Origin of the sequence: Sulfurovum sp. XGS-02 (assembly GCF_023213175.1) — a bacterium.
Lineage (GTDB): Bacteria > Campylobacterota > Campylobacteria > Campylobacterales > Sulfurovaceae > Sulfurovum.
On sequence record NZ_CP093312.1, the window covers coordinates 420949 to 433889 of the forward strand.

At 39.5% G+C, this 12941-nt stretch carries 15 protein-coding genes; 14 read left to right on the plus strand and 1 reads right to left on the minus strand.

Translation table 11 applies throughout. The annotated features are described in order from the left end of the window. The 5 genes from MN086_RS02150 to MN086_RS02170 are packed head-to-tail and all read left to right on the plus strand — an operon-like array spanning window position 1 to window position 3568. Entirely contained in the window at window positions 1-549 is a 549-nt protein-coding gene (locus MN086_RS02150) for a YqiA/YcfP family alpha/beta fold hydrolase (protein ID WP_248576420.1), read from the plus strand. A gap of 6 nt (window positions 550-555) precedes the next feature. Further along, the gene (gene dapE, locus MN086_RS02155; protein WP_248576421.1) at window positions 556-1665 is read left to right on the plus strand and encodes a succinyl-diaminopimelate desuccinylase; all 1110 of its coding nucleotides are present in this window, start codon (window positions 556-558) and stop codon (window positions 1663-1665) included. Continuing rightward, entirely contained in the window at window positions 1662-2045 is a 384-nt protein-coding gene (locus tag MN086_RS02160; protein ID WP_248576422.1) for a thioredoxin family protein, read from the plus strand. Before dapE ends, MN086_RS02160 begins: the two co-directional genes overlap by 4 nt. Before the next feature lie 6 nt (window positions 2046-2051). Continuing rightward, entirely contained in the window at window positions 2052-2549 is a 498-nt protein-coding gene (locus MN086_RS02165) for a thioredoxin family protein (RefSeq protein WP_248576423.1), read from the plus strand. Next, window positions 2546-3568: a sensor histidine kinase KdpD gene (locus MN086_RS02170; RefSeq protein WP_248576424.1), complete on the plus strand. Its 1023-nt coding sequence runs from the start codon at window positions 2546-2548 to the stop codon at window positions 3566-3568. Before MN086_RS02165 ends, MN086_RS02170 begins: the two co-directional genes overlap by 4 nt. 33 nt (window positions 3569-3601) lie before the next feature. Here the strand turns inward: MN086_RS02170 and MN086_RS02175 are convergent, their stop codons facing one another. Further along, a complete protein-coding gene (locus MN086_RS02175) occupies window positions 3602-4069 on the minus strand; it encodes a DsrE family protein (RefSeq protein ID WP_248576425.1) in 468 nt (155 codons plus the stop codon). Between the two features lie 83 nt (window positions 4070-4152). On the opposite strand from MN086_RS02175, the gene MN086_RS02180 reads away from it, so the two are divergent. The 9 genes from MN086_RS02180 (at window position 4153) to MN086_RS02220 (ending at window position 12935) form a co-directional block, all read left to right on the plus strand. Then, on the plus strand, window positions 4153-5289 hold the full coding sequence (locus MN086_RS02180; RefSeq protein WP_248576426.1) for a hypothetical protein: 1137 nt from the start codon (window positions 4153-4155) through the stop codon (window positions 5287-5289). Then, complete coding sequence (locus MN086_RS02185) at window positions 5286-5945, plus strand: response regulator transcription factor (RefSeq protein ID WP_248576427.1); 660 nt, start codon at window positions 5286-5288, stop codon at window positions 5943-5945. The genes MN086_RS02180 and MN086_RS02185 overlap by 4 nt, the downstream gene beginning before the upstream one ends. Beyond that, window positions 5935-7080 (plus strand): HAMP domain-containing sensor histidine kinase, encoded by a 1146-nt coding sequence (locus MN086_RS02190; protein ID WP_248576428.1) that lies wholly within the window; start codon window positions 5935-5937, stop codon window positions 7078-7080. The genes MN086_RS02185 and MN086_RS02190 overlap by 11 nt, the downstream gene beginning before the upstream one ends. Window positions 7081-7207: 127 nt before the next feature. Next, window positions 7208-7783, plus strand: coding sequence for a sulfur oxidation c-type cytochrome SoxX (gene soxX / locus MN086_RS02195; protein ID WP_248576429.1), 576 nt, complete (start codon window positions 7208-7210; stop codon window positions 7781-7783). Window positions 7784-7796: 13 nt separating this feature from the next. Then, window positions 7797-8264, plus strand: a complete 468-nt coding sequence (soxY, locus tag MN086_RS02200; RefSeq protein WP_248576430.1) for a thiosulfate oxidation carrier protein SoxY — start codon at window positions 7797-7799, stop codon at window positions 8262-8264. Between the two features lie 102 nt (window positions 8265-8366). After that, complete coding sequence (soxZ, locus tag MN086_RS02205; protein ID WP_248576431.1) at window positions 8367-8705, plus strand: thiosulfate oxidation carrier complex protein SoxZ; 339 nt, start codon at window positions 8367-8369, stop codon at window positions 8703-8705. A 3-nt stretch (window positions 8706-8708) separates the two neighbouring features. Beyond that, entirely contained in the window at window positions 8709-9485 is a 777-nt protein-coding gene (soxA, locus tag MN086_RS02210; protein WP_248576432.1) for a sulfur oxidation c-type cytochrome SoxA, read from the plus strand. A gap of 9 nt (window positions 9486-9494) precedes the next feature. Further along, complete coding sequence (soxB, locus tag MN086_RS02215; RefSeq protein WP_248576433.1) at window positions 9495-11273, plus strand: thiosulfohydrolase SoxB; 1779 nt, start codon at window positions 9495-9497, stop codon at window positions 11271-11273. Window positions 11274-11420: 147 nt separating this feature from the next. Then, a complete protein-coding gene (locus MN086_RS02220; RefSeq protein ID WP_248576434.1) occupies window positions 11421-12935 on the plus strand; it encodes a hypothetical protein in 1515 nt (504 codons plus the stop codon). The last annotated feature ends 6 nt before the right edge of the window (window positions 12936-12941 follow it).

The window sequence follows — 12941 nt, forward strand, 5'->3', positions numbered from 1 at the left end:
ATGTCTAAAATCCTCTATCTTCACGGTTTCGCATCTTGCGGAGAAGGGAATAAATCTTTACTCCTTAAATCCTATTTTGGTGAAGACAATGTCATCGCACCGGATCTTCCCCCTTCACCTATTGATGCACTGGCATTGATTGAAGAGATCTTGGGATCTACAAAAATTGACTGCTTGGTAGGTTCATCGCTAGGTGGATATTATGCAACTGTTTTGGCTGAAAAATACCGTATGAAAGCCATACTGCTGAATCCATCGACCCGCCCATGGGAAACATTGGCTGCCTATACAGGGTGGCAAAAACGTTTTTGTGATGAAGAGGTGTTTGAGTTTAAACCGGTCTATCTTGAACAGCTCAAAATGTTACAAACAGCCCCTGATAATGGGAGGTATCTTCTGCTTTTGCAAAGCGGGGATGAAGTGTTGGATTATACTAAAGCACAATCTCTCTATAATACACACAAAGTTATCGTTGAGTATGGCGGGAATCACCGTTTTGAAAATCTGGATGAGTATCTCTCAATGGTAGAAAAATTTATAAATAAATGAGTCTGAATGAATGTAGTTGACCTATTGCTTAAACTGTTAAGTTTTGAATCTTTGACACCTGATGATGCAGGATCGTTAAAATTCATAGAAGAGTACCTTGATGAGTATGAGGCGATCTATGTAAACAAAGAGGGTGTGAAAAACCTGATGTTAAGTAAAAAGTTCTCTGAGGGCCCGCATCTTTGTTTTGCAGGACATGTGGATGTCGTTCCAGCAGGAGATAAGTGGGATACAAATCCTTTTGTCCCCGTGATCAAAGAGGGCAATATTTATGCCCGCGGTGCACAGGATATGAAAAGCGGTGTGGCTGCTTTTGTGCAAGCGTGTAAAGAGAGTGAACATTTTGAAGGTACCCTCTCCGTACTGCTTACCTCTGATGAAGAGGGTGAAGGCAAATATGGTACGGCTGTGATGCTTAAGCACCTCAAAGAGATAAACTTCCTACCCGATTACTGCATCGTTGCAGAACCAACGTGCGAGCAAGTCTTTGGTGATGCGATCAAGATAGGAAGACGTGGTTCTATTAATGGATACCTAACGTTGAACGGTAAACAGGGGCATGCTGCCTATCCGGAGAAAGCGATCAACCCGGTCCATCAGATAGCGCCTATTCTAGATAAAATCGCAGGGGTAGATCTGGACCAGGGTGATGATGATTTTGCACCGAGTAAAATGGTGATCACGGATATCCGTGCAGGTATGGAAGTGACCAACGTGACACCGGGCGCATTAAAAATGATGTTCAATGTACGTAACTCCACTAAAACTACACAACAAGAGGTTAAACTTCACATAGACAAATGCTTTGACGGTTTGGATTATACTCTGGAGTTAACGCAGGGCTCGTACCCTTTTGTCACCAAAAGAGACTCAAAGATCGTACAAAAGCTCACTTCAAGTATCAAGAATATTACTGGAGTAGAAACAAAATTTTCTACTGCCGGTGGTACCAGTGACGCCAGGTTTATGGGGGCTTTTGGCATAGATGTTGTAGAGTTCGGTGTAATCAATGATACCATTCATGCACCCAATGAAAGAACATCCATCAAAGAAGTTGAAGCACTTTGTGCTGTATTTAAAGATACAGTGAAACATTTTAATGAAGGATCGATATGAACAAAATAGTAGTAGGCGTTTTGCTTCTCTCAAGTATGCTTTTTTCGATAGAGTGGAGCAAAGATTTAGAGACGGCATTTGCCTTGGCAAAAAAAGAGCATAAAAACATCATGGTTTTGGTCGAAGCTGAAAACTGTAGATGGTGTAAAAAACTGAAACACCGTACGTTATCGGATGAAGCGGTAGAGAAGAGACTTGAAAAGTTTGTGACCGTCAAAGTCATGAGAGAAGATGCTTTTGCAATGTCTGAATTGCCGGAAGTAAAAGGTGCCCCTACTATTTTCTTTATGAATGAAGACAGAGTCATCTCAGACGAAATTCTAGGGTATATAGATGTAGAGGATTTTATCTACTATATCAATGACATAGAAAAAAAGTAGAGATCAGTGTTAAAGAGTCAAGGTATCATCACCATTATTGTATGGGTCGGGCTGCTCTTTTCTTCTGCAAGTGGCGTAGAGAGAAGCAAATCAGAGAAGAATGTGACCTTCAAGGGTCAACATGGAGAAACACTTGGAATCTTTGAGAAGCTAAATTGGGAAACAGATATGGATCATGCTTTTGAACGTGCCAAAACAGAGCATAAGAATGTCATGATCATGGTAGAAGACACACGGTGTAAATGGTGTAAGAATATAAAAAAAGGTGCCTTGTCAGATCCGAACGTACAGGATAAACTGCAGTCTTATATCTTGTTAAGAGTGCAAAGATCCGATAAAAAAACCGCGGATCGTATTGAGGAGTTCACCGGCGCCATCCCGAGTTTTTATTTTATGCAGCCTGATCAGGAACTGTTTGAATCTGTAGTAGGCTATTTTGCTACAGAAGATTTTTTAAGTTTTCTAAAGGAGATCGAAGAAGAGAGTGAGGTCTTTGACTTATGATCTTTAGACGTCCTCACTTTACTGAGTATATTATGGCCAGACTTGTAACGCTGGCCGTTTTTACAGGATTCGTCTTCAGTACGCTCTTTTATCTCTTTATTCCTGAATCCGACAGTGCTTTTTTCGCTATAGTGCTTTTGATAGCAGGCTTCTCCATCTTTATTTATGCGATCAACCGCGGGGCCAGTCGTATGGAGAATGAACTCCGGCTTATCAACACATATTTGGAAAATCTTGAAAAAACAGAGAAGATAGACTATCAGGCACACTTTTTTACCCAAGAGTTTGAAGATATTAACCAGAACCTGATCAAAGTCCTTGACAGTGCCAAGAAACGTGAAGAGATAAAGCAGCGATATAATGCAAAACTAAAGCTTAAAAATCGTCAGCGTGCCGATATGATCTCAGCGATCGCCCATGAGTTTCGTAACCCTATCGCTTCCATTATGGGATATGCACAGACACTGGAGGAAGATAAAGAGATCCCTCAGGCATTGCAGGAAAAATTTTTAAATAAGATTTATAACAACGGGGTAAAAATAGAAGCACTTCTTGGTAGACTGGTGCTATGGAATAAGTTTGAGAGTGGTGAAGCCACCCTGCATCCGAGTCAGTTTGACTTTTATATCCTGGCACAGGAAGTGACCACATCCTTGGAAGAGAAGTACCCTCAAAGAGAGATCGTCTTGCAAGGGAGTAGCTATATGATCGAAGCGGATCGTACACTTATGGAGATCGTACTCAAAAACCTGATAGAAAATGCACTGAAATATTCCAAAGATGAAGTGGTGATCACGATGGATCAAGGGCACATATCGGTGATAGATAAAGGTGCAGGTATCTCCTCTTCGGACATTACCAAAGTGACCAAAAAGTTTTATCGTTCGGGTACACACAGCTGGGATAACTCTATGGGACTGGGACTCTCCATTGTCAAGCGTATCCTTGCGTTACACGGTACAGAACTAGAGATTCAGAGCGAAGAAGAAAAAGGTTCTACCTTCTCTTTTACGCTTTAAAATCTCTCGTTGATCTATGCCACTTCTCACCTATTAATCCCTGATAGGTATATAGGCATATCCTTCATTCTGCTTGTCGATCAAACCTATCGATGCATTCGGGATGACCTTTACAAAGTCATAGACATCTTTTTTTTCTAGATCATGTTTCCGTAAGCCGACCCCGCATACCAAAAATTCAACATCATAAATGTCGGCCAGTGTTTGTATACGTTTTCCAAGTGCCTGATAGGTAGAAAGCAATGCTTTATCGTCTTTGAACTTGCTATTTGCAGGGTCTTTTAGAAAGAACTTGTAGGCACCTCCATGGATGATAACGGCAACATCAAGTTCACGAAGGCTACTTTCATAATATGCTTTATTGGCTACGGTAGCACTTAAAATACGCAGTTCGAAATTATCCAGATCTTTGGTGGTCAAATCATATACTACTTTGGCAGAGGATTCCTGTGCGTACACTATGCCTAGAGTCAGGAGTAGGCTGAAGAGAATTTTTTTCATGTATGTTCCTTTTAGTAAGTTTAAGATAGGATAGCGTTATAATATTAAAAAATTGTAAATAATAAGGAATAGGACCCCACTTTATGCGTGTAAAAATGAAATCATGTACCCCTTCAAAGTACATCAGTAAAATAGCAGCCTATATTACTTTTGGTGTACTGATGATTCTTTTTATCTCTGTTTTCTTCTTTGTAAAACAAAGTAAAGAAGACAGACTCATTAGTCTGGGAGATCAGTTGGTCACTGATTTTAGATCAGGACTTGACTATGAGATGGCCGATCTTCTCTCATTGTCTTTGGCACTCTCTGAAGATGGCGAACTTAAAAATGCATTGACCGCAGGTGATGAGTCTCAAGGGTATCGCATCTTGAGTAAGATCACAGAACGGTTTAAAAAATATACACATGTAAAAACCCTGCGTATCCAAGTACTCACCCCGGACTTTTTTATTTTTGCACGAAGTTGGGATGAAGGGTATGAAGGGATGCCTATCTGGTGGTTCAGGGAGGATCTGGCCTCACTGGATAAGAACAGCCATCCAAAAGTAGGGATGGAAACAGGTAGATTGCTTACACTGAAAGCTACGATCCCTATGCGCAGTGGAGATAAGGTTCTCGGTTATCTAGAAGTGATCAAATTTATCGATGACTTTACACTTAAGTTACGTAAAAAAGGTATCGAACTTTTTGCATTGATGGATGAGAAATATCTGGAACAAGCCGAATTGATGCGAAATTTTCCTCTCTTAAACGGATATGTGATCTCCAATCAAAACTATAACCAGCAATACGTGGATAAAATAGAGATGTTAGACTGGGAATCTTTGTTGCTCAATAATTATGAGTATGAAGATGGCATTCTTTATTTGTATGAACCTATGTTGAACGGAGCAGGGAAACAGATCGGGATGTACCTTTTGTGTATCTCCAAGGATGCACTGAAACAACATGAAAAAGCAGATCAAAGTGTGTCGGTCTTCACTCAGTTCTCAGATGAAGATATAAAAAATGTGGTAGAGGCATGGCAGACGCCACATGATAGTTTTCGTAATGTCTATGACAAGGAACTCATAGGGATCTTACCGAAGTTGAATGAAGAAGATAAAAAAGAACTTGAAGTGGAAGCGAAACGTATACTATATGGATACAGTAAAGATGAGCTTATCGATATTATTGTTGAAAATAAGCATAATGAGAAAAAGTCAGGAACGATAAAATGAAAATACTAATATTAGAAGATGAAAGAATACTTGCACTCAGTATGAGTGAATTTTTAGAAGAGAGCGGATATGAGGTTGAATGTTTCACTGATTCTGATGCAGCATATGATGCGATTTACGAGAATGTCTATGATCTGCTGCTTCTGGATGTGAAAGTACCTGGTGAAAAAAGCGGTTTTGAAATGCTGGAAGAGTTACGGGAAGACGGCAATGTAACACCGGCTATCTTCATTACCTCGTTGACAGATATCGATGATCTAAGCCGGGGGTATGAGTGTGGTGCTTGTGATTATATACGGAAACCTTTTGATCTGGCAGAACTGAAGTTACGGGTAGAGCAGGTGATGAAAGTACAGTGTTTCGCTTCATCAGAAGAGAGCATAGCACTGCCATCGGGGTATAGTTATGACCTTAAAAAGATGAAACTTACGTTTAATGGTGAAACGGTACAGCTCGCTAAAACAGAGGCAAAGATACTGGAACTTCTGATCAAAAAAAGAGGCTCTGTCGTAAGTTGTGAAATGTTTTGGGAAGAGGTATGGGGAGAGTGGGTGGATCCTGCCAATATCCGTGTACAAGTAGGTAGTTTACGTAAGAAACTTGAAAAAGATTTTATTAAAAATGTACGTGGTGTAGGGTATAGCATTGATTTTTAATACCGATGATTTTGCCCGTAAATATGCGTTTATCTATACCGGGATATTAGCTGTTCTGTTGATAGCACCGCTTGTAGTCTATGTGCAGTTGCTTTTGCAGATAGATGAAGCAAAAGTAAAACTCTCCCTTGAATCGCAGGCCAAGAAGATCATCACTTCTATGCAGCACTACCAAAATGAAGATCAAGTGTATCATTTCCCGCGCTATAAAGAATATAAAGCGGCACTCTACACGGACCAGTATGAGGTGATCTTTTCAAATTTAGAGTTTGAACCTTTGTCCTTTACGGAAGGTTTTCATCAAAAAAGAAATCGTTATTATTATGTCTATCCCCTTCCAAACGCTTATTATTTCGGTGCGAACTATTTATTGGTCTCTACTGTGCATACGGCCAATAATATTTACTTTTTTGCTGCTATGGTCATGATCGCGATTGTGATCGCTCTATTTATATTTTCATTTTTACTGCTTAGAAATTTTTCAAGGCCTTTTGAAAAACTCAATATGCAGCTTGATAATTTTATCAAAGATTCTATGCATGAGATCAATACGCCCTTGAGTATCATAAACCTTAATTCTGATCTTTTTGCCAGCAAATATGGTGAAAATAAATACCTATTGCGTATGAAGTCTGCTGCCAAAACACTTGCTACAATATACAATGATATGGATTATCTTGTGAAAGAAGGGAGGGTTAAGTATAAAAAAAGTGACTTGGACTTTGGTGAATTTATCCAAAATAGGGTTGATTATTTTCAAGAGATAGCAAACCTCAAGCAGATACAACTCCATACGAATATCCTTCCGGGACTTATACATACATTCTCAAAAACCAAACTGCAGCGTATTGTTGACAATACGATCTCCAATGCGATCAAATACAGTAATGACAATAGTGATGTTGAGGTCAGCGTATATAAGAAGGATGCCCATATAGTCTTTGAGGTCATAGATCATGGTGTCGGTATAAAGGATACCAGTAAAATATTTTCACGATACTATAGAGAAAATGAAGCCAAAGGTGGTTTTGGTATAGGTTTGAATATCGTAAAGAAAATTATTGATGAGGAAGATATTCTTTTAGAGGTCAATTCAAAGTTCGGTGAGGGTACAACTTTTAAGTATATCTTCTGATACTCCATACAATAAACACACATATCTCTCAATAATTAAATTTTATACAGGGTTATTTACATTTTTACACTTTCTTTACATTCCTTTGTTATGATGCTTCCTGTAATCATAATAAAAAGGAGTATGAATGCATACAAAAATCAAATGTTTTGCCTATGCAACATTGTTTTTATCAGCTTCAGCATCACTAAGTGCTGTGGATTTGACAAAAGCATATGATATGCCAGATGCAACAAAGATAATAGAGAAAGATCTATTCCCGGCAGCTAAAACGTTCACAATGCCAAAGAGCTGCGATCTTACAGATGCTCAGGCAATTGCCAGAGGGGAATTTATGTTCCATAATCTCAATGGTAAAAAAGCAAAGGGCAAACTACCAGCTGGGTTGGCTAAGTTTGTTGAGAAAAAAGGTAAAGATGGTAAAGTGAAAAAATCACCTAAACAGTATGGTAACTGTGTAGCATGTCATGACATTGAAGGTGCAAAAGGTGCAGGAAACATCGGTCCAAGCCTTACAGGGTACAAGGAAATGTTCCTAGATACTAAAGTAAGAGATGCACAATTTGTTTACCAGAAAATTGCAGATCCTAGAGTGGATAATCCAAATACACATATGACTGTTAATCTTACAACAGGGCTCTTTACTGAGCAAGAGATTTGTGATTACACTGCGTACGTAGTATCAGAAAAAAAGAAAAAATAAAGGGAAATAAAGAATGGAAAGAAGAAATTTTATCAAGAGTATCTGTGCAGCATCAGCTGTAGCAGCGACAGTGACACCTTCGGCATTATTGGCGAAAGAAGCACCAAAGGGTGGAAACGTATTAAGTTATGATGCTGCTGTAGCAGCGATCACAGGCGGAAAAGCGGTATCAGACAGTGACAAAGTAAAGTTGACAGTACCTGAAATTGCTGAAAACGGTGCAGTTGTACCTGTAAAAGTAGATGTAGATAATCCTATGGAAGAGAACAATTATGTAAAAGCGATCCATGTATTAAGTACTAAAAACGGTAATGCAAGATGTGCAGACGTTATGCTTACTCCGTTAAACGGAAGAGGATATTTTGCAACAAGAATCAAATTGGGTGGAACACAAGATGTGGTTGCCTTGGTAGAGCTTAGTGACGGTACATTTATGAAATCAGCGAAGAGTGTTAAAGTAACGATCGGTGGATGTGGTTGATCTCATAAAGAGATGTTTTAAGCATATAAATTTTAGCTTGAGGAATCAAAGATTGGCATGACCCTTCTTTGAAAGTACGATAATTATTACAAAGGAAAACAGATGGCAGAAAAAAGAAAATCGATGATAAAAATCAAACCTAAAAAGTATAAAGCGGGAGATGTGGTAAAAGTTGATTTTATCGTAATCCACCCGATGGATACTGGTTTGCAAAAAGATAAAAAGACTGGAGAGATCATACCAGCACACTATATTGACAATATTACTTTCTCTTTAGATGGTAAACCGTTTACGACTATGAAAGTATGGGAAACTGTTTCAACAAACCCTTATTTCTCTGTAAACCTAAAAGTACCTGGTAAAGGTAAAATCACGGTTGATTATACAGACAATACGGGTGAGAAAAACTCTAAGAGTAAAAAACTTAAGCCAAAAGGATAAGCAATGAAAAGAGTACTATTACCTTTAGCTCTTTTGACAACCATAGGAACCGTAACGTTAAGTGCCGGTGATCAGTTTGCTATGAGCGATGCTGATAGAGCTATGTATGCAGAAATGCTAGAAAACAACCCTGCGGATATCTTTGTAGAAGAAGGTGGGGAAATGTTCGAAGAAGAATTGGGCGGAGAAGCTGCTTTAGCAAAATTTTTAGGGATCTCTGAAAAAGAGTTACCGAAGTATATTGCAGGTTTCCCAAGATATATCGCAAAACTTGGTAATGTTGTCGGGATAGATCAAGTACTGCAAGCAATGCAAGTAGAGCAAGGTCAAGAGAAATCAAAACTCAAATCCGGGAAAATGTTCTCTATGCTTGCTTATGTAAAGTCATTGGCAAATGATGAAGTGATTAATATCGATGTTAATGCAGATGAGCACATTAAAGCAGCCTATGCATTAGGTGAAAAAACATATATGACCCCAAGAGGTGGAAGAGGGCTTGCTTGTAACTCTTGTCACAGCGCAGATATCGTTGGACAAGTACTTAGAACACAGCCGCTTCCGGATCTGGGTGACAACAATGTTGCTGGTACATGGCCAGCATACCGTATGACAAAGTCAAGTCTTAGAACCACACAAAGAAGATTTCAAGGATGTATGAAAAATGCATTGCTTGCAGTGATTCCTTTAGGGTCTAAAGAGATGAATGCGTTGGAAGTATATGTGAATAAACTTGCAGCCGATAAGAAAAAAACAATGGCCATTCCTGGTTTGAAGAGATAAGGTGAGATAATGGAAATAGATAGACGAGACTTCCTCCAGATTGCTGCAACACTAGGTTTACTAGGTGCAACTGGAGGAACAAATCTTTTTGCCGGTGAAGCAGGTAAAGAGCGTATCAAGAACTTGAGTTTTTCTGATATCGTAGATTTCAAGGCAAAAGGTAAAGCAACCATTTTACATATTTGTGATTTGCATGCGCACCTTAAGCCGCTTTACTGGAGAGAACCATCTACACTGATCTCAGCTAAGAACCTGGTAGGTACACCAGGGTTCATCTGTGGTGAGAGTTTTCAAAAGTATTACGGTATCCAGCCAGGTTCATTAGATGCATATTTTGATACACACAATGACTTTACTGAACTTGCTAAGAAGTTCGGTAAGATGGGTGGTATTGCACATATGAAGCCCATCATTGATCATGTCAAAAAAGAGAGAGGTGAAGAGAACGTCATTCTTGTAGACAGTGGTGATACATGGCAAGGTACAGCAGTTGCACTCAAAACGGACGGTGAAGCGATCGTAGATGCGCAAAACTATCTGGGTGTAGATGTAATGGTCGGGCACTGGGAATTCACCTATGGTAAAGAGCGTGTTCATGAATTGATCGGTATGCTGAAAGGTGATTTTATCTCTCAAAACGTGATCGACAATGATCCATTCTCAGATGAGTTTGAAGAGCTGATCTTCCCACCATACTCTATCCAGGAGATAGGTGGAGCAAAGATTGGTATCATCGGACAGTCATTCCCGTTCACTTCTACGGCGAACCCTAAAAAGTTTACTGAAGGGTGGAGTTTTGCGTTACGTCATGAAACACTTCAAGAGTATGTGAATGAACTTCGTAATGAGAAGAAAGTGGATGCAGTCGTTGTACTGAGTCATGACGGGTTCTCTGTAGATCAGGAACTGGCTAAAAAAGTGACTGGTGTTGACTTTATTTTAAGTGGGCATACACATGATCCTAGTCCGGAGCCAATTATTGTGAATGATACGGTGATTATCATCTCTGGAAGCCACGGTAAATATATCTCTAGACTTGATCTGGATATTAAAGATAAAAAAGTAGCGGGTTACAGTTATAAACTCATACCTGTAGCTTCAAATCTTATCCCTGCGGATAAAGCGGGTGAAGAGCTTATTGAAAAATGGTATAAACCTTACAATAAAGAGCTCAATGAAGTGCTCGGTACAACCAAAGGACTTCTCTATAAAAGAGATACTTTCTACTCAACGTTTGATTCGCTTATAGGTATGGCCATTCAAGATGAGATGAAATGTGATATCAACTTTAACCCAGGATACAGATGGGGTACAACAGTGCTTCCGGGTGATGACATCTTAAAAGACAATGTCTATGAGATGACAGCGATCACATACCCTGAGGTCTATACCTTTGACCTCAAAGGTAAAGTGATAGCAAAATTGATGGAAGATATAGCAGACAATGTATTTAACTCCAACCCGCTTTTACAGCAAGGTGGTGACATGAGTAGAATTACAGGTGCAAGTTACAGCATCACTATATCTGCCCCATCCGGAAAGCGTATTTCTGACTTTATGATTGGTGGCAAGCCTATTGATATGGAAAAGACCTATAGGGTCTCATCATGGGGAGGAAACCTTCAGAATGTAGGTGAAAACCTTGATGAAAAAGCGATACGTCCAGTCTATGAAGTGGTCAGCGACTACATTCGTAGACAAAAAGTGATCGACATTCCAATGGAGTCTAATGTGAAAATATTGGATATGGATTGTGGATGTCCGGTTGAAGGTGCGAAGTGTTCATAAGTTAAAACCGTGCCTCGTCTTTCTATTAGAAATGTTGTAGTCTCCTTTTGAAGGACGGGGCATTGGAGGTTGTGATATAATCACAGTCATATTATAACACATCGTTAATAAAGTCATTACGACTTAAAATAATAAAAGGGGTAAAAAATGAACAAGGGAAGAATAAAAATTAGTTTAGCGGCATCAGTGCTGTTATGTATGGGTACATCTGCGATGGCAGGTGGAGATATTGCACCAGTTGAACCGGTAGTAGAGGTTAAAAAAGACACACCTAAACGCAAACTCAAAGGTAATATGACTGTTGTATATAACACTTTACCAGGAAGCGTTGACAATATCCGTGATATGTTTGGTGAAGGTATCTTTTATGGAAGACTCAGATCAAATACATTCTACTGGGATTGGGATGATGAAGCAGCCGGTGAAGATAATCAAGCTTGGGGTCTAGGTGGAAGCCTTATCTATAAATCAGCTGTATTGGACGGGTTTAGCTTTACGATGGGCTATTACGGTTCTTTAAATCCTGATTTCTTTAGAGAGGATGATGCGGATATAGGATTCGTAAAAGCTGGTAAAGATACATTCAGCAGATATAAAGTGAAGCATACAGGTGCTTACGGTATGTCAGTACTCGGTCAGGCATATTTGGAATACAACAATGGTACAGTAGATGCGAAAGCAGGTCGCCAATTGTTTGAATCAGTATTTACGGCTTCAAATGACACAAAAATGATTCCAAATACCTTTGATGGTATTTCTGTCAGTGCAAAAGTAGCATCAAAAACTACAGCAAGAGTAGCTTGGTTCGCTAAACAAAAATTGAGAGACCATGAAGATGCGCATGATGTTGTGACATTTAAGGATGCTGCAGGTGATAGCTGGGGTAACAATGATGATGCTGGTGTTCACAAAGGACTTACTTATGCAAACTTCGTAGCTGCTGGTGAAGATCCGAACCATGATATGTTCTTAGGGGATATCAAGACAAAAGCGATAGACAATTTAGACTTTACTTTAAGTGCTTTAACAGTGCCTGATGTCGTGACAGATATTGTGGCTGAAGCACACTACAGATTCAACCTGGATAACGGTTGGGCAGTAAGACCTGGTGTGAGATATTTCCATCAAATGGATGATGGTGGCGGAGCAGTAGGTGGCGCTAACCTTAAAGCCAATGAAGTTGGTTATGATGCAGGTGCAGTAGGTTCACTTGATTCTAGCCTTTTCTGTGCAAGAGCTGACCTTGAAATGCCAAACAAAAAAGGTTACTTTAGACTTGGTTACTCAAAAGTGGCTGATGAAGCGGATATCTTGGCTCCATGGAGAGGATTCCCTACGGGTGGATTTACAAGAGCAATGGCACAATATAACTGGCAAGCAAATACAGAAACATTCATGGCAAGAGCACACTATAAGTTCAACTCTACATGGACAGCAAGTTTAAGATATGCGATTCAAGATTTTGATGATACTAAACCTGGTACGCAGGCTGACAGTAATGTATGGCACTTGGATACTTGGACAAATATCACAAAAAGACTTCAAATGAGAACACGTATCGGTATTATTACTGCTGATGATGATATTGTAACGACTGGTGGTGGACTTAAAACAGATGTTTCTTATAACGAGTATCGTTTAGAGTTTAACTACCTTTTCTAGGAGTAT